The following is an 18,502-nucleotide window of genomic DNA, read 5'->3' on the forward strand; positions in this document are numbered from 1 at the left end:
CTACTATTTTCTATTGTCTAAAAAATCAATGACCCGATAGAGATTGCATTCCTCAATCTGATATGGAGCCTGCTCTCGCACGATTGACTTGGCCATAAAGGCAATTCCTATCCCTGCCGCTTGAATCATAGGCAGATCATTGGCGCCATCTCCCATAGCGATTGTTTGATTTAATTCCAACTTGTTTTCAGCTGCCCATGCTTTTAGCATGGCAAGCTTTGTGTCCTTAGTGACAATCTCTCCTAAGACTTGGCCTGTTAAAAAGCCCTGCTGGATTTCCAAACGATTTGCCTTGACATAGTCAATTCCAAGCTGCTCAGCCAGTCTGTCCACCGTCTCATGAAAACCACCTGACACCAAGCCTACTTTATAACCTCGTTTATGCAGCTCATCGACCAATTCCTTGGCTCCTGGCGTGAAGTGGATTCTTTCTGCAATTCGAGCAAAAATATCCTCCGGCAGGCCTGTTAAAAGGGCAACCCGCTCACGTAAGGCAGCTTCAAAGTCCAACTCTCCTCGCATGGCACGCTCGGTAATAGCCGCAACCTGAGCTCCTACACCCGCTTCCTCACCTAGCAGGTCGATCCCTTCTTCCATGATTAAGGTACTGTCTACATCCATGACTAACAAGCCTTTGACTGTTTTCATTGTCCGACCTCATTCTTTCTATTTTTTTGTATTATACAGGAAATTCTATTTCAAAACAAGCTGGGGAAAATTGAAGTCCCAGAATCCTTGTTACTGACTGTTCTCTAGCTTTCTCTTTGTAAAAGAAAAAAGTTCCCTCAGGAACTTTTTTTAAAAACGAATATTCTCGCGTGTTTTTTCGTAGGATGTCACAAAGCGCTCGGTCACACCTGGCTCGACAAGATCCAAAGCTTTTGAAATGATTTCCAAGGATTGAGCGTAGTCGTAGTCATGTTCAAAGACATACAAGGACTTGTTGAAGGCTGCTTGTACATTATCGTCAAAGGAACGATAGCGGTTTGAATACTGCAGCAGCTGCTCAGTCAAGGTAGCATCTTGGACGATACGATAGGTTTCTTCTTCCAATTGCTCCATATCATTTCCTAGAATTTCCAGCCAACGGTTAACTGATTCGATATTGACTCGTGTAGCTTCCAATTCCTTCACCAACTCTTCAATATTGTTGCTGGTTGAGAAGAAAATTTCTAAGAAAGAGTCTGGAATACCTGGCAAATTGCGTTTTTCCATATATCTCTTAATGGTATGCAATTTGTTAGCATAGATATTGACTTTCTGGCGAGCGTTGGCATCATCTTTTTCAATCTCTGCCAGTGCTTCACCAAGAGAAATCTGCTCATCTTCGATTTCTTTCAAACGCTCCTGGATAGCTTCCAACTCTTCCTGAACCACTGAATAAGCTTGCTTGGTTTCAGAAGAATCTTCTACCGCGCTAAGAACCACATCTTCCTGAGCAGAAAGCTCAGCCTGCAACTCCTTGACATGAGAAGTTTCTGTATCAGAGAGAAGGAAAGTTTGAGACAAACGTTCTATCTCTTTTTGGAGTTGCTGGTTGTTTTCCTTTGTATGAGCCAGATAGCTAGGCAAGTTTTTAATCAACTTCTCCACTACTTTGTGAGCTTCAATTTCCCGCGTAAAAATTTCATAGAGAGCGTTAATCTCTTCTTGCGCCTGCTCATTTTCATACTCAGCATTATCCAGCTCTAAGGCTGAAATGTTGGTTTCGTTGCGTTTGAGGCTTGCATGTAGCTGCTGGAAGCGTGACTCTATATCTGTTTCGATAAAGTGATAACCAGATTCCAAGAGCTTACGGTGACCAGATTCTAAGTCTTCCAACTGATCTGGCAATTTCACAGTCAACTCTTCGACAATGGCAGGAACTTTCTCAACGATATGTGTCAGAGCAAGAATATGATCCTCTGCCTTATCCAAGATTTCAGCCGCCTCAACCGGGTCACCTGAAGAATTAAGGGTCACAAACTGAGAAAACTCTGACTGAATATTTTCCAGCTGTTTTTCAATCTCAGCTAGGGCTTGCCCATACGAGTCTGCATTCTCCGCCACCTGGGTTTGCAGTTTTTCAAACAAATCCAAGGCATGGAGCACACGACCGCTGTTTTTAGACTCTTGCTCTTTAAGATCTTCCAAGGCAGCACGAATCATCTTGATATCTTCGTCAATCAAATCAATCTGACTCTCAATATTGCCGATGGCATGCTTGGCTTTTATGAAACGGAAAGAATTATTGTAACCTTCTGCTTCAAATAGATTATTTTCGATATCAGCAAATGAATTTAAGGACAAGTCTACCCATTTTTGATTCCACTCACGGAAGGCTACCTGACTCTGCCCAATCAAATGCATATTTTTTACTTCTTCAACTTCATCATTTACAGGGAGATTATAGAGTGCTTCTTTTCTCTCCTCCAAATTTTGAAGTAAAGCTTCATTTCTCTTTCTCATCAGAACTGCAGTACCATAGCCGACAACCAAAAGCAGAGCTACCACAGCAACGAGAATAACTAGTCCAATAGACATATAGAACTCCTTCACATTGTTACTATAAAGCAAACATAATGATTATATCATATTTTTGCCCATAATGGTTGATTTTTCTGATTTTTTTAGACGTCGAGCGTACTGTATACAGCATTTTCTTCGATAAATTCACGACGAGGTTCAACTCGATCCCCCATCAGCATGTCAAAAATCTTGTCAGCTTCCGCTGCATCATCCACTGAAACCTGCGCCATCAAGCGATGTTCAGGATTCATAGTTGTCTCCCACAGCTGATGGTCATCCATCTCTCCGAGACCTTTATAGCGTTGAATGGTTGGCTTGGAGCGACCTTCACTGTAGCGAGCCAAAGCAGCCTGAAGCTCTTCTTCCTGATTAGCACCTGGCTGGATATATTCTTTGACTTCACTTCCGACCTTAACACCATAAATTGGAGGCTGAGCGATGTAGACAAATCCAGCTTCCAGAACTGGCTTCATATAGCGGTAAATCAAAGTCAAGAGCAGGGTCCGAATGTGGGCTCCATCTACGTCGGCATCGGTCATGATGACTAATTTTTGGTAGCGAGCCTTGCTGACATCAAAGTCAGCTCCAAAGCCAGTCCCCATAGCAGTAAAGAGACTGCGGATTTCTTCATTGGCCAATATCTTGTCCATGCTGGCTTTTTCAACGTTGAGAATCTTACCACGAATTGGCAGAATAGCCTGAAATTCACGGTTACGACCGGACTTAGCTGAACCACCCGCTGAATCCCCCTCAACGATGAAGAGTTCAGTTTCCTGTGGGTCGTTAGATGAGCAGTCGGCCAATTTACCTGGCAGATTAGAAATTTCCAAACCAGACTTCTTGCGAGTTACTTCCCGAGCTCGCTTGGCAGCAATTCGGGCCTTAGAAGCCAAAATTCCTTTTTCAACGATTTTTCGAGCCACCGCAGGATTTTCCAAAAGGAAATCAGAGAAAGCTTCGCTAAAAAGTCGATTAGTAATCTTGACCACTTCACTATTGCCCAGCTTGGTCTTGGTCTGACCTTCAAACTGAGGGTTAGGGTGCTTGACAGAGATGACCGCTGTCAGTCCCTCACGTACATCTTCCCCAGTCAGATTATCTTCATTTTCTTTGAGAAGTTTATTTTTCTTGGCATAGTCATTGATAACCCGTGTCAGAGCTGTCCGGAAACCTTGCTCATGCGTTCCACCCTCGTGGGTGTGGATGTTATTGGCAAAGCTCATGACTGTCTCATGGTAGCCAGTCGTATACTGCATAGCTACTTCAACCGTAATGTCGTCCATTTCGCCGTCAGTATAAATCGGCGTTTCAAAGATTACATCCTTGTTTTCATTGATGTATTGGACATAGCTGGCAATCCCACCCTCATAGTGGTAATCCTTGACCTGCTCCATTCCATCTCGCTTATCAGTGATAGAAATTCTGAGACCACGATTGAGGAAGGCCAGTTCTTGTACCCGCTTATTGAGCTTTTCAAAGTCAAATTCTACTGTTTCAGTGAAAATCTCTGGATCCGGTGTGAAATGAACTGTCGTACCTGTACGGTCTGTCTCGCCAATGATTTCTAAATCAGCGACTACATGACCACGACGATATTCTTGGTAATGAATCTGACCGTTCTTATAAACACGGACATCCAGCTGAGTGGATAGGGCATTTACAACGGAAGAACCCACACCGTGCAGACCTCCCGATACCTTGTATCCGCCACCGCCGAATTTTCCTCCGGCATGGAGCACAGTAAAGACGGTTTCCACGGCCGGACGGCCTGTTTTCTCTTGAATATCAACGGGAATTCCCCGACCGTTATCTACTACTGTAATGGAATTGTCTTTTTCGATAAAGACCTGAATGTGACTGGCAAAACCAGCCAACGCCTCATCAATTGAGTTGTCAACAATTTCCCATACTAAATGGTGAAGACCTTCCTTGGAGGTCGAACCGATATACATCCCCGGACGCATACGAACGGCTTCTAGGCCTTCTAAGACCTGAATCTGACTGGCATCATATTCTTGGGCCTGTATATCTTGTTGCTTTTCTTCTGTCATAGTGTTCCTTTTCTAATCAATATCTATAAATTCTTCAAGATGCTGCATATTATCAAAGAGATAGGTATCAAAGCCAGCTGCCTGACCTGCTTCAATATCCAGAGGACGGTCACCAATAACCAAGCCAGAGGAAATCTGATACTTGTCTTTTAGATAGAGCATGGAGTCTGGTGAAGGTTTCCTTGGAAAGCCATTCGCCGATGTCACCACTTCTGTAAATGCTGATGCAATGGCAGTTTTCTCCAAGATTTCCAGCACTTGGTTGTCCCGGTGGGAGACCAGAAAGTTCCGACCGCCCTTGGCCACAATCCGCCTAAGCAAGTCTGCCGCGCCATCAAATAAGACAGGATGAGTCAATTCTTCTGCTTCATTGGCCTTATAAAACTTTAAAAAGTCTTTTTCTTGGGAAGCAAACTGCTGGACAGCATAGTCTGTAGACACCTTGAGGGCCTTATAAACTTCGTCGTGACCAGCTTGCAGACCGTATTCTTTCAAAGTCTGAACAAAAGCTGCCGTCGAAGTTTCATAATTATCCAAGAGTGTTCCACCTAAATCCCAGATGTAATCTTGATAATTCATACCTTTCATTATACCATAATTTTCATGAAAAAGGGGCTAATATTTGCCCGAATCCTGCACTTTTCCGACTTTTTCAACCCTTTTTCTAAACAAAATATCTCAAAGAATCTAAAATTTAAAAATGGCTGCTAATTTCGTCCATTCCAACATCTCTGAACCCGTTCCATATAGAGGAGCGCAAATGTAAATTATACTTCAAAAAAGCTGGGAAACATTATGAATCCCAGCATATTTTTAATTTCCAAATACATCTGTATAAAGCATAGCATCAGCCAACTGGTCAGCGTCTCCGCCCAGCTGACGAACCAGCTCATAGGCAAAAGCCAAGGCAGTTGATGGACCACGACTAGTAATCAACTTCCCATCAACAAGAACTGTTTCTTTCCGGTAAGTTCCATTTTTAATATTGTCTCGAGCACCATCATAGCAAGTGAAATACTTACTAGTCAAGATACCTGCGCGGTCAAGAGCAATGGGAGCGGCACAAATGGCAGCGATGAATTTATCCTCCTGCTGAAAATCCTGCAAAAGCTGCATCAGACTGTCATCATCACAAAGATTGGCCGATCCTGGCATTCCCCCTGGCAAGATGACCATATCGTAGTCATCCAGTCTGCCCTTCCAGACCTGATCCGCCTGAACAGTGATGGCGTGAGAGCCAGTCACTGATTCATCAAAACCAATCATATGGCAGACAAGACCTGCACGGCGCAAGACATCCACAACTGTCAGGGCCTCTATTTCTTCAAAACCGGGAGCTAAGAGTAAAGCTGCTTTTTTCATGAAAATATCCTTTCTGAGATGAGCCAATCACAAAATCGCATCTGATTTGTGAGTCAAAAACTTACTTTATGTTTATTTTAATTTCTTCAGTACGACTTTTTTTCGAACAGCAGGAATTCGCTCCTTCTTTTCATCCGTCAGGCTGTTCTGATAGGAGACGGACAGTAGGAGACCAACACCGATAAGATTACTGATGATAGAAGAGCCACCCTGTGAGATAAAGGGCAGCGGAATCCCTGTCAGAGGCAGAATTCCTGTCACCGCTCCGATATTTTCAAAGATATGGAAGAGCAGCATCATGATAAAGCCAGTTGAGATATAAGTATAAAACTGATTGTTAGATTTAATCGTAATCTTGAGCATGCGGTAAATCAGCAGTAAATAGAGCATGATAACCATGGTCGAGCCCAAAAAGCCAAAATCTTCTGCAATGACGGTAAAAATCATATCGCTTTCCCGAACAGGAACCAAGAGATTAGAAACATTAAAGCCTTGACCAGTCAGACCGCCGCTTCCGACAGAGATTTGTCCCTGTGCTTGCTGAAAGGTGGTCGTCTGAGCGTAGTCAAAAGGATGAAGCCAAGCCAAAATTCGATTGATTTGGTAGGTTGGCATGCCTAGATTATGCAGAAAAGCACGACCGCCATCGGAAATAAAGATAAAGAGAAATCCTCCCAACAGCAAGACTCCTGTCAGAAAAACTGGCAGGATAATCTTCCAAGAAACACCTGACAGTAGAACGATGCCGCCGTATATAGCAACAAAAACCAGAGCCGTCCCCAAATCACTCTGAAGGGTTAACAGAACCAGAACAGGCACTGTGTAGAGCCCAAGCTTCAGAATCAGAAAAAAGTCTAAAGCCAAGGTTCGCTCATCCTGCTTGTGCTGCTGGAGAAAATGAACCACCAGCCGCGACAGCATGAGAATATATGAAATCTTCATGAACTCCGAGGGCTGAAAAAGGGTCACACCACGAATAGCAATCCAGTTTTTTGCACCAGTGGAGGCTACCAGAGATTGGCTGTAAAAAATCAGAGGCAAGACCATGAGGCCAAGACCAAAAACATAGAGATAAGGCGTAATTTTCCAGAGAAACTTGGTGTTAAAAAACATGAGGATAAAGCTGAGCAGGAAGCCCACCGCAATCCAGGCAATCTGCTGACCAACCATGGGCCAGGCATTATCAGGATAATCATGACTAACAGCAATGTAAATAGCCACAACACCGATTGAGAGCAACATCAAAACGGGCAAAATTAAACTATAATCAATCCGAGACTCAAACGTCCGTCTTTGATAGGGCATAGTCCCTCCTTTTTAGAAAAAATACTGGATAATCAAGCTAGAAACAGCGACGCAGAACCAAGCAAAGGCACCAGTCAGCAAAGGCGCTGCTCCTGCTTGCTTAAACTGCTTAAAGGAAACCTTTGCGCCAATAGCTGCCAAGGCCATAGCCATCAGCCACTGAGAAATGAATTTTGTATAGGGGATGACAGCAGCCGGCAGAAACCCAAGACTGCTGATAAGTGAAGCTAGGACAAACCAAGCTATAAACCAAGGAAAAATCTGTTTCAAGTTTGTCTTTTGAGCGGATTGCTTGGATTTGACATAGCGATAAGATACGAAAATCAAGCAGGCTGGTACAATCATTAAAGCTCTGCTGAGCTTGACAATGGTCGCCAAATCACCAGCTGAGGGGCTGTAAGTATAGCCTGCCGCCACTACTGACGAAGTATCATTGATGGCCGTTCCAGCCCAAGTCCCGAAAAAGGCATCCGACATCTGTAACAAATGCCCTAAAAAAGGGAAAATGAATACTGGTAAAATATTGAAAAAGAAAATAGTGGAGATGGACAAGGCAATATCCTCTTCATCAGCGTCCAAGATTGGTGATGCAGCCGCAATGGCAGATCCGCCGCAGATGGCTGTTCCAAAACCGATTAAAATAGTCAAGACGCGGTTCATTTTAAAGAAACGGCCAGCCAGATAAGACGCCAGAAAGGCTATCAGAATAGTGATAAGACTGATACGAAGAGAAGAAATCCCCGTCTCAGAAACCTGACCTATGGACATGGAAAATCCTAAAAAGATAATGGAATACTGCAGCAATTTCTTCCCCGAATAGCTGAGTCCTTCCTGAAAAGCAGCTGGCAGCTTCATACTGTTGTTCAAAACAATCCCAAAGACAATAGCCAAAACACTAGAGCCTATCAAGGGAAGCAAACCGCCTAAAAAGATAGAAACAGCTGCTATGCCAAAGGATAACAGAATTCCTGGTAAATATTTTTTCACGAACACCCCTTCTTTCCTATGCCTCTCATTATAACAAATTTTGTCCCAAAAATCTGAATGAACCTAAAAAATCAGCCAATAAAACTCAGCTGATTTCTGATAGTTTTAGTCAAAAAATTCTTGTAATTCCTGCATAATGGCTGCCTCTGGCAGAATATCCAAAGAAGCCAATTGTGACAGATGATGCTGAATCTGCTTGCCATAGCGTTTACTAGAAATGCGATTGTCCAAAAGAATGACAGCTGATTTCTGATGCTCATTGCGCCGAGTCCGGCCAATAGCCTGCTTAAGCCGTAAGATGGCAAGAGGCAGTTGATAATCATAAAAGGCATTCTTACCTTCCGCTTTCAGGCGGCTGTTGATCTTCTGCACGAAGAAATCCTTGGGATTATCAAATGGAATCCGAGTGATCAGCTGAATAATCTGATCTTGCTCAGCAAAATCCGCCCCCTCCCAGAAGCTACCAGATCCTAAAAGAATACCTGCCTCACCTCTATCAAAACGCCGCTTGATATTTCCAGCATCACCATTTTTATATTGAGCCAAATGCGGAAGAGCCAGCAAGTCCGAAACAGTTAAAAGCAAGTCTTTAGAGGTAAAGAGGACGACGATAGGCAGACCGAGTTCTGCCACTTCTTGCAGGCAAGCAACAATCTCTTGGGCAAAATCCTCAGTTGACAAATCCACTACTGCTGGAAAACTCTCATCTAAAAAGAGCTTCTGCAGTGGCTTCTTCTTGCTTTTCAGCTTGTAAAAGTGATAACTTTCAAAGCCTAGCAACTGCGTCAGATTGACCTTAGAGCTGATTTCCAGAGTAGACGAAACCAAGATAACCTTAGCATTTCCAGGCAGGAAGTCAGTAAAATGCAGCAATTCTGAACGGCCAGCATGCAGAGTCATCAAGCGATGATCTGCCAAAGCTTCATCAACCAACCAATAATACTGGTATTTGCCACTGAACAAGTGCTGTAGCTCCGGAAGTGCACTTGTCTTTAACTCGGACACATCCTGAAGCAGCCGGGCAATCTTTTCCTGACTTAGCTCAGATGTTTTCTTGCGATGCTTCTCTGCGGCATCAGCCAGCTCAAACTGAATGCTTTGCAAAAGCCGTTGCTGCAGAAGTTCCCCTTCTTCCTGAAGGAGATGATTTATCTGCTGCAGGGTTTTAGTTAGATTTATACTGGCCTGAGAGAAGCTTTCCAAGGCGAAAAACATCTTCTGAGCTTCATCAACTACCAGAATACGATTGTCCAGCAAAGACTGGTCATCCTCTAAACGCGTCAGTAGGTAAGCATGATTGGTAATCACGACTCGACTGGTAGCTGACTTGACCTGTCCCAACCGCCAAAAATCTTCCTCATAAAAAAGAGAATGTTTGCTTAGCTTGCCATCATGACGGATTTCATTGAAGTAGCTTGAGAAGCGATGAGCCTGCCCGATTTCATTCAAATCACCTGTTTTGGTTTCTGTCAGCCAGACAAAGAGTTGCAACTTGCAGCGATTAACCAGACGGTTATCATATTCCCTATCCAATGTCTGATAGAAATGGTCCAGCTTGAGATAATTCTCCGGACTCTTAAGACTGTGAAAGGAAATACCAAATACTTCCTCCAACAATCGTCCTTCTTTTTGCAGCAGCTGATCCTGCAGGATCTTAGTCGGAACCGTCACTAGTACTTTTTCTTGACCTCTAGACAGAATAGGCAGCAAGTAGCCAAAGGTCTTGCCCAAGCCTGTCTGCGCCTCTAAAAAACTAGCCTCCTGCTGGTTCAGAGCTTCCTCCATAAAACGAGCAAACTTGAGCTGTTCAGGCCGATCTTCTAAGCCCAGCAGGTATAGATTGGTGAGGAAATCCTGCGACAGTTTCTTTTCCGAAGTCAGCTTTTGGGGACGTCGCAAGAAAATACCATGGCAGGATTGCAGTTCCTTCTCTTGCTGATCCGGCATTGTCTGATAAACTTCCTCGATAGCCAAACGCGACTCATAGATAATGCTGTCCGCCAAAGTTAGCATCTTCTCAACCAAGGCCTTGGGCAGGCTCTTGATTTTTTCTTGTATTTTTAAAAATAGCTGAGCCGTTGCTTGAGCATCTGCCAGAGCAGTGTGGGCGTTTTCTAAAGAAATATCCAGCAAATCGCAGAGATTGCCCAAGGAATATTTATCAAAGGTCGGATAGAAGACCTGAGCCAACTCTACCGTGTCCACACGCGGTGTCAGCAAGTCAAACCCTTCCCAGAAAAGGGCCTCTGCTAGTAGATTGGCATCAAACTTGACATTATGAGCGACAAAAATTGCATCCTGAATCAGCTCATATACCTCAGCTGCTACCTGAGAAAACTCCGGAGCTCGTCCAAGCCGCTCATCATCCAAACCTGTCAGCTCTTTGATATGCTCATCCAGTTCCTCATGAGGATTGACATCTGTTTCATAAGTCTTGGTAATGATTCCATTCTCAATCAGAACAATGCCAATCTGGATAATCTTTGCACTGCTGCCCGTTCCTGTAGCCTCCAAGTCCACAACAGCATACTTATAATTATTTTCTGTCATACTGCTATGATTATATCATAAAAGCCTTTCTGAGACATCTGAAAATTTTCAGCCATAGTCTATGAAGCAATTCTGTGCAAAAAATCCGCTTTTTTGTTACACTCAATACCAGAATACATTTTCCGAGGAAATCAGATGAAAATTCATAAAATTATCAACCTTGTTGCTTTTGAAAACACCTATATCTTAGAAAATAATCAGGGTCTCCTAGTCGTCGATCCTGGCAGTGACTGGAAAAAGATTGAACGCAAGCTAGAGGAACTCGCCAAGCCTGTGATTGCTATTCTCCTAACCCACACCCATTATGATCACATTATGAGTTTAGAAAAGGTTCGAGAGCACTATGCTGCCCCGCCTGTCTATGTGGCCGATAGCGAAAGTAGCTGGCTCTACACACCGACAGACAATCTATCTGGCCTAGCTCGCCATGATGACATGGAAGATATTATTTGCCGACCAGCAGAGGAGTTTTTCTCCTACGAGACAGACTATGACCTTGGTGGCTTCCACTTCTATGTATTGCAAACACCTGGCCACTCCATCGGTGGTGTCTCTCTAGTCTTTCCTGATGACCGTCTTGTTTTGACGGGTGATGCCCTCTTTCGGGAAAGCATCGGACGAACGGATCTGCCGACTGGAAACATGGAGCAATTACTGACAGCAATTCGTGAGAAACTTCTGGTATTGCCCAAAGACTATGCTGTTTATCCTGGTCATGGTCATGATACCACTATTTCACATGAAAAATTCTTTAACCCATTTTTAGCTCAGTAACCATTTAAGCAATTACCTATAACAAAAACAGAGTTTGAAATTCTTCAAACTCTGTTTTTTATGATTTGTTAAATCTTCAAGAAGCGTCTCATAGAGATGATAGATCCCAATGATCCGATAAGAATTCCCAACACAAAGAGTGCTGCTATCATAATCGGACTAAAGAGTTTTGGATCAATCATAGAAAGTCCTTGACCTACCAAGCTCTTATTCATAGTCTGGAAGGCTATACCATATGTCAAATACACTACAATTGACGGAACTGTTGCTCCTAGCAAGCCAATCCATGCTCCTTCAAACAGGAATGGTCCGCGGATATAGCTATTCTTGGCACCAACCAAGCGCATGATTTGAATCTCGCGACTTCGGGAAATAATGGTAATCCGAATAGTATTGGAAATGAGAAGGATAGCAATGAAAATCAGAAGCGCTGTCCCAATCAATCCCCATGTTTGGATGAAATTAGAAAACGCAAAGAGATTTTTGGTATTGGTACCACCATTTTGAACCTCTGAAACACCATCAATCTTACGAGCATCTTTTGTAACAGATTCTACATACTTAGGTGCCTTGGTCTCAACAATATAAGCATCGTAAAGAGGATTATTTTCTTCATCAAAAACATCCCACTCACTACCCATGGTCTCTGTTAGCTTATTATACTGCTCTTGCTTGCTGGAAAAAGTAACCTTCTCTACATTTTTCATAGAAGTTAGAGCATCATAGACCTTGTGGTAGTCCTCATTCTGAACTGTTTGGCCTTCTTTTACAATCGTTTCGCTATTATCGGCAACATCCTTACGCATGTATACCATGACGCGGACATTATTGGAAATATCATTTGCCAGCTTGGCTGTATTTAAAATTACTGAAGCAAAGACAGCCACTAAGCTCAAGGTAATCATAACCGAACTGACAGCCGCTACAGTCATCCAACCATTCCGCGTAAGACTCTTAAGCGACTCAATCAAATGACGAAAAAATCTTCTAATCATCGTATCCGTATTCTCCTTCCGCTTCATCACGTACCACACGGCCATTTTCAATAGCAATAACGCGGTGACGCAGAGTATTTACAATCTGGCTGTTGTGGGTTGCCATCAGGACAGTTGTTCCCTGAAGGTTAATCCGCTCCAGCAGGTTCATAATCTCCCAAGAATTATCTGGGTCCAAGTTTCCTGTCGGCTCATCCGCAATCAGGACTTTAGGGTTGTTAGCAATAGCACGCGCAATGGCAATCCGCTGTTGCTCACCACCGGAAAGCTCATTAGGGAATGAGCGGACCTTATGCTTAAGGCCAACCAGGTCCAGCACTTCCATAACCCGCTTTTTAATATTGCGGCGGCGCTCACCGATAACTTCCATGGCGTAGGCAATATTCTCATACACTGTCTTTTTAGGAAGAAGTTTGTAGTCTTGGAATACGACTCCAACCTGACGGCGCAGCATTGGAACATCGCGCTTTTTAATCCTAGCTAAGTCAAAATCAGCTACTTTCAGACTTCCCTTATCCAGCTTTATCTCCCTGTAAAGCAAACGAATAAAGGTTGACTTTCCTGCTCCTGAAGGGCCAACAATATAGGCAAACTCCCCAGGTTCTACGTTAATAGACACACTACGTAAGGCAGTGGTCCCGTTGCCATACTTCTTGACAACATCTTTCATTTCAATTATTGACATCTATTGAAATTTCCTTTCAATCTAATTCTAATCTCTTGCATTTCCTAGTTCAAACGCCATTTCAAATAAGCGTCGATGAAACCATCCAAATCTCCGTCCATAACCTTGTCCACCTGTGCTACTTCGTAACTGGTCCGATGATCTTTGACCATGGTATAAGGTGTAAAGACATAGGAGCGGATTTGGCTGCCCCAGGAAATTTCCTTCTTATCTCCCTTGAGTGAATCGACTTCGGCTGCTTGTTTCTCTTGCTCTAGCTGATAAAGCTTGGCCTGCAGCATCTTCATCGCCCGATCACGGTTTCCATACTGGGTTCGGTCAACGGTAGACTGCACCACAATTCCTGTAGGAACATGGGTCAGTCGCACACCAGTAGAAACTTTATTGACATTCTGTCCGCCGGCTCCTCCCGAGCGGAAAGTGTCCATTTTAATATCGTCATCGCGAATTTCCACCTCAATGGTGTCATCCAGCTCTGGCATGACCTCTACTGAGGTAAAAGAAGTATGGCGACGTTTAGCTGAGTCAAATGGTGAAATCCGAACCAAACGGTGGACTCCCATTTCTGACTTGAGCAGACCATAAGCGTGCGGCCCTTCAAATGAAAGAGTCACTGACTTAATTCCCGCTTCATCTCCCGCTTGATAGTCCAAGACCTCAACTTTGAAGCCCTTGGCATTGCCAAAGCGCGTATACATACGCAGCAGCATATCTCCCCAATCCTGGGCCTCTGTACCACCAGAGCCTGGGTGAATTTCAAGGATGGCATTGTTATTGTCATAAGGCTCAGATAGGAGCAGGGTCATTTCATAGCTGGTCATCATTTTCTCGAGTTCGTCCAGCTTTTCTTCCAACTCTCCCTGAACCGACTCATCTTCAGCCAGAAAATCAAGCAAGATTTCCGATTCATCAAAAAGCTCGGTCATCTGATGGAAATTTTCATAGGTTTGCTTGAGTTCATTCAGCTCTTGAGATGTCTTCTGGGCTACAATGTTGTCATCCCAAAAATCGGGTTCTGTCATCTTATTTTCTAAGATGGCAATTTCTTCTTCCAGACCTTCTAAGTCAAAGAGACCCCCTGAAAGAAGCTAATTTTTCACGATTTGCGTCAATCTTTTGACGAATTTCTGAAATGTCCATAAATACCTCTTTTCACATATCGTTTAATTATAACATAAATTAAACAGTTTGCCTAATCTCACATTCAGCAGCTTACATTTTATCGGATTTTCCTTAGCTAGGCAAGACAAGCGACTCCTTGTCACCCAATTGTTAGAAAAGTAATATAATGACATGGGGTTGGAAGAATTATTTCAAGCCTTCCTGGACTTCATTCATGGATAAACGAAATACAAAATTACAAAAATTTATGAGGTGTTCTGATAAAAAGGGAGACTCTCCATAGGTGCTTAAGCATTTTCAAGTTTTGAAAAATATGCTAGACTAAAACTATGACAAGAATCGGATTTATGAGCGACCTCCATCTGGACTCCAACCAGTTTGGAGATTTTGAGCGCCAAGCTCTTCGCCAGCTTTTAAAAGAGGAAGGGATTGACCACCTACACATCGCTGGAGATTTATCCAACGACCTGACCAAGATTAGTTTGCCCTTTCTTGAAACTTTGAAGCAAGAGATTCCCCTTTCTTTTAATCTGGGAAATCACGATATGCTGGGACTTTCTGAGCAAGAAATTTCAAACTATGATTTCCAGGTTCAGCAGTTCGGCCAGACCAAGCTCGTCAGCTTTTCTGGCTGGTACGACTACAGCTTTGTTCCAGAAAAAAGCAAGGAAGAGCATCTGAGAACCAAGACTAATTTCTGGTTTGACCGCAGATTGGAGCGTCAACTCGACGATCCTAGCATTACAGCTCAGACGCTGCGAGAGTTAGAAAAACTGCTGATGACTTTAGATGGTCCCATTATTGTTGCTCTGCATTTTGTCCCTCATCAAGACTTTCTATACGACCATCCCTATTTCCAGCGCTTCAACGCCTTCCTAGGAAGCCAAGCTTTTCATCGGCTCTTTGTCAAATACAAGGTGAAAGAGGTTGTTTTCGGCCATCTTCATCACCGCCACCAAAGCCGTGTTATCGAAGGTGTCCGCTACCATATGCGTCCTCTGGGCTACATCCGTGAATGGGAACTGACTCGGAACTTTTTTAATGACTTTCCTCAGTATAATATCCCCCAGATGTACCGCCTGCACAAGCGTTATAATGCTGTTAAAGATTTAGTCGAATTTCGAGACTATAAGAAAAAACACCTGGCAGCTGAACTGCGAGATGCTTTAACAGTGATTGAAGTTCAGTAATGGAAATGTTGAATAGCAGTTCTCAGCTCATCTGAGAGCTGTTTTTTGCTGTCCAACTGCACATAGACTTCTAATAAACAGGAACGAAAATTGGAAAAAGTTATGAAGTTCTGTTTGCTATAAAAAAAGCCATCCGCAGATGACTTTTTGCTGTTAAATAGCATTTTTGTCCATACCTAATTTACGTTGGATGAACTTAACAATTTCAACAATGACAATCATGGCAAAGCTACCAATCAGAACAACTGTCCATTGTGACAAGTCCAGTTTGGTCACATGGAAAATCTTTTCCAGTGGATCAATTACAATAGTTGAAATCAATAGGATGAAAGAAACCAGGATAGACCAGTTAAAGGTCTTAGACTTAAATGGTCCAACTGTAAAGATAGATTGGTAAACAGATTTCACATTATAAGCATGTAAGAGCTGGATGAGACCAAGCGTTGCAAAGGCCATTGTCAAAGCGTCCGCATGGATAGCCTTGATATCACCGACATGGACGGGATTAGAGATAGCATAACCATAAACCGCCAGAACCAAAGCTCCTTGCAGGACACCCTGATAAATGATAGAGCTCATCACTCCACCTGAGAAGAAGCTAGACTTACGGCCACGAGGCTTATGACTCATGACACCTGGCTCAGCAGGCTCAACCCCCAGAGCAATAGCTGGGAAGGTATCCGTTACTAGGTTAATCCAAAGCAAATGAACTGGCTGCAGCACATCCCAGCCAAAGAGGGTTGCCAAGAAAATAGTCAGTACCTCAGCTGTATTAGCTGAAAGGAGATACTGGATAGTCTTTTGAATATTAGAGAAGACCTTACGTCCTTCTTCCACGGCTACAATGATGGTCGCAAAATTATCATCTGCCAAAATCATGTCAGAGGCACCCTTAGATACTTCTGTACCTGTAATTCCCATACCGATACCGATATCAGCTGTCTTCAGAGCTGGTGCGTCATTGACACCATCTCCTGTCATGGCTACGACCTTACCTTGGTTTTGCCACGCTTTGACAATCCGAACCTTGTGCTCAGGTGAAACTCGGGCATAGACAGAGTATTGGCCAACAACCTTTTCAAATTCTGCATCAGAAAGCTCATTGAGCTCTGCACCAGTCAGGACATGGTCTTCAGTATCTCCTTCTTCAATAATACCCAAGCGCTTGGCGATAGCTTCTGCTGTATCCTGATGGTCACCGGTAATCATAATGGGACGAATACCAGCTTCCTTGGCTACGCGAACAGCTTCTGCTGCTTCTGCACGTTCTGGGTCAATCATACCGATTAAACCAGTAAAGATTAAATTATTTTCTAGATTTTCAGATGTCAAGTCAGTCGGAACTGCATCAATAATCTTGTAGGCACCAGCCAAAACGCGCAGAGCTTGGTGAGCCATCTCTGAGTTGTTAGACTTAATCAGCTGTGAAGTAGCATCATCAATCGCTGCAACATCTCCAGCCTTATCACGGGCAACACAGCGTTTCAAGAGTTGATCTGGTGCTCCCTTTACTGCCACAAGGAATTTCCCATCTGGCAATGGATGGACAGTAGACATGAGCTTACGGTCTGAATCAAAGGGTAGCTCAGCTACACGAGGATATTTCTCTAAAAAGGCCTTCACATCATATCCCTTGTCTAAAGCATACTGGATAAAGGCTGTTTCCGTTGGGTCACCAATCAGCTTCCCTTCTTGGTCAATCTTGGTATCATTGGCTAAGACAACCGAACGTAAAAGAGGCAACTCCAAGCCAAGTTCAATATCTTGTCCAGCTTCATTCAGGACCCCGTCATAAAAGACTTTTTCGACCGTCATCTTATTCATAGTCAGGGTACCAGTCTTATCAGAAGCGATAATCTCAGTTGAACCCAAAGTCTCAACAGCCGGAAGCTTACGGACAATCGAATTCCGCTTAGCCAGAACCTGAGTTCCCAAAGCCAGCACGATGGTAACGATAGCAGGCAGACCTTCTGGAATAGCGGCAACTGCCAAGGCTACAGAGGTCATCAGCTCATCCAGTGGATTTTTCCCTTGAATGAAGACACCGACTACAAAGGTCACCGCAGCGATCACCAAGATAGCATAGGTCAGAACCTTAGACAGACTATTAAGATTTTGCTTAAGAGGTGTGTCCGTTTCATCCGCATCCTGCAACATACCTGCGATATGGCCGACTTCTGTATACATCCCTGTATTGACAACCAACCCAACCCCACGACCATAGGTCACATTTGAGTTTTGGAAGGCCATATTCACACGGTCGCCAATACCAGCATCTGCAGCTACCTCAACAGTCAAATCTTTCTCAACCGGCACAGACTCACCTGTCAGAGCCGCTTCTTCGATTTTCAGTGAATTAGCTTCTAAAAGTCGCATATCAGCTGGGACAACATCACCGGCTTCCAATCTAACGATATCACCAGGTACCAAGTCCTTAGAATCTACTTCTGTGACATGGCCATCACGAAGGACACGCGCAGCCGGGCTGGACATGGATTTGAGAGCTGCAATGGCTTCTTCAGCCTTGCCTTCCTGATAGACACCGAAGATGGCATTGATGATTACGACAGCTAAGATGATTAAAGCATCTGCAATATCTTCACCACCTGATGTGACAACAGACAAGACAGCTGCTACCAACAAGATGATAATCATCAAATCCTTAAACTGCTCCAAAAACTTCATTAAGAGAGATTTTTTCTCCCCTTCATCCAGTTCATTGCGGCCATAATCAGCTAAACGCTTGGCTGCTTCTTGACTGGACAAACCTTGCTCTGAAGCGTCCAAAGTTTTGAAAATTTCCTCAGGACTCTGAGTGTAAAAAGCTTGGCGCTTTTGTTCTTTTGACAATGTATTCCTCCTCTTGGCCTCTTTTATTTCTGAACTTTTCTGACCACTACGACTTATCATCTCGAGCCGCATCAGTCATATCCAAAAAGTCAGAAACAAAAAAGAGACCTGTTTATTAACAAG

The 18,502-nt window shown here is 43.6% G+C and carries 14 protein-coding genes; 2 read left to right on the plus strand and 12 right to left on the minus strand.

Annotation, left to right across the window (positions count from 1 at the left end):
* Nucleotides 1-3: 3 nt before the first annotated feature.
* The 8 genes from serB to RYK49_RS04085 form a co-directional block, all read right to left on the minus strand.
* A complete protein-coding gene (serB, locus tag RYK49_RS04050; RefSeq protein WP_314830913.1) occupies nt 4-648 on the minus strand; it encodes a phosphoserine phosphatase SerB in 645 nt (214 codons plus the stop codon).
* A 150-nt stretch (nt 649-798) separates the two neighbouring features.
* Nucleotides 799-2,523 carry a septation ring formation regulator EzrA gene (ezrA, locus tag RYK49_RS04055; RefSeq protein ID WP_314864936.1) on the minus strand — a complete coding sequence of 575 codons (1,725 nt, stop codon included), beginning with the start codon at nt 2,521-2,523 and terminating at the stop codon, nt 799-801.
* Nucleotides 2,524-2,609: 86 nt separating this feature from the next.
* Complete coding sequence (gene gyrB, locus RYK49_RS04060) at nt 2,610-4,559, minus strand: DNA topoisomerase (ATP-hydrolyzing) subunit B (RefSeq protein ID WP_314864938.1); 1,950 nt, start codon at nt 4,557-4,559, stop codon at nt 2,610-2,612.
* 12 nt (nt 4,560-4,571) lie between these two features.
* Nucleotides 4,572-5,138: an HAD-IA family hydrolase gene (locus RYK49_RS04065; RefSeq protein ID WP_314864940.1), complete on the minus strand. Its 567-nt coding sequence runs from the start codon at nt 5,136-5,138 to the stop codon at nt 4,572-4,574.
* A gap of 234 nt (nt 5,139-5,372) precedes the next feature.
* Entirely contained in the window at nt 5,373-5,921 is a 549-nt protein-coding gene (locus RYK49_RS04070) for a DJ-1 family glyoxalase III (protein ID WP_314864942.1), read from the minus strand.
* 72 nt (nt 5,922-5,993) lie between these two features.
* The gene (locus RYK49_RS04075) at nt 5,994-7,226 is read right to left on the minus strand and encodes an FtsW/RodA/SpoVE family cell cycle protein (RefSeq protein ID WP_314864944.1); all 1,233 of its coding nucleotides are present in this window, start codon (nt 7,224-7,226) and stop codon (nt 5,994-5,996) included.
* Between the two features lie 12 nt (nt 7,227-7,238).
* The gene (locus RYK49_RS04080) at nt 7,239-8,219 is read right to left on the minus strand and encodes a YeiH family protein (RefSeq protein WP_314864946.1); all 981 of its coding nucleotides are present in this window, start codon (nt 8,217-8,219) and stop codon (nt 7,239-7,241) included.
* 99 nt (nt 8,220-8,318) lie between these two features.
* Nucleotides 8,319-10,763, minus strand: coding sequence for a bifunctional DnaQ family exonuclease/ATP-dependent helicase (locus tag RYK49_RS04085; RefSeq protein ID WP_314864948.1), 2,445 nt, complete (start codon nt 10,761-10,763; stop codon nt 8,319-8,321).
* 135 nt (nt 10,764-10,898) lie between these two features.
* On the opposite strand from RYK49_RS04085, the gene RYK49_RS04090 reads away from it, so the two are divergent.
* Nucleotides 10,899-11,537 (plus strand): MBL fold metallo-hydrolase, encoded by a 639-nt coding sequence (locus tag RYK49_RS04090; RefSeq protein WP_314830908.1) that lies wholly within the window; start codon nt 10,899-10,901, stop codon nt 11,535-11,537.
* Between the two features lie 68 nt (nt 11,538-11,605).
* Here RYK49_RS04090 and ftsX read toward each other — a convergent pair whose 3' ends face one another.
* From ftsX to prfB, 3 genes are all read right to left on the minus strand, one after another.
* Nucleotides 11,606-12,532, minus strand: a complete 927-nt coding sequence (gene ftsX, locus RYK49_RS04095) for a permease-like cell division protein FtsX (protein ID WP_314830907.1) — start codon at nt 12,530-12,532, stop codon at nt 11,606-11,608.
* The gene (gene ftsE, locus RYK49_RS04100) at nt 12,525-13,217 is read right to left on the minus strand and encodes a cell division ATP-binding protein FtsE (RefSeq protein WP_009660571.1); all 693 of its coding nucleotides are present in this window, start codon (nt 13,215-13,217) and stop codon (nt 12,525-12,527) included. Before ftsE ends, ftsX begins: the two co-directional genes overlap by 8 nt.
* Nucleotides 13,218-13,261: 44 nt before the next feature.
* A protein-coding gene (prfB, locus tag RYK49_RS04105; RefSeq protein ID WP_314864950.1) for a peptide chain release factor 2 occupies nt 13,262-14,357 on the minus strand; the annotation gives its coding sequence in 2 pieces (ribosomal slippage) (nt 13,262-14,284 and nt 14,286-14,357; 1,095 coding nt in all).
* Nucleotides 14,358-14,668: 311 nt separating this feature from the next.
* Here prfB and RYK49_RS04110 point away from each other — a divergent pair.
* Nucleotides 14,669-15,529 (plus strand): metallophosphoesterase, encoded by an 861-nt coding sequence (locus RYK49_RS04110; protein WP_314864952.1) that lies wholly within the window; start codon nt 14,669-14,671, stop codon nt 15,527-15,529.
* A 153-nt stretch (nt 15,530-15,682) separates the two neighbouring features.
* Here RYK49_RS04110 and RYK49_RS04115 read toward each other — a convergent pair whose 3' ends face one another.
* The gene (locus RYK49_RS04115; RefSeq protein ID WP_314864954.1) at nt 15,683-18,379 is read right to left on the minus strand and encodes a cation-translocating P-type ATPase; all 2,697 of its coding nucleotides are present in this window, start codon (nt 18,377-18,379) and stop codon (nt 15,683-15,685) included.
* Between the last annotated feature and the right edge of the window lie 123 nt (nt 18,380-18,502).

The sequence above is a fragment of the uncultured Streptococcus sp. genome, assembly GCF_963525625.1.
In the GTDB taxonomy this organism is placed as follows: Bacteria; Bacillota; Bacilli; order Lactobacillales; family Streptococcaceae; genus Streptococcus.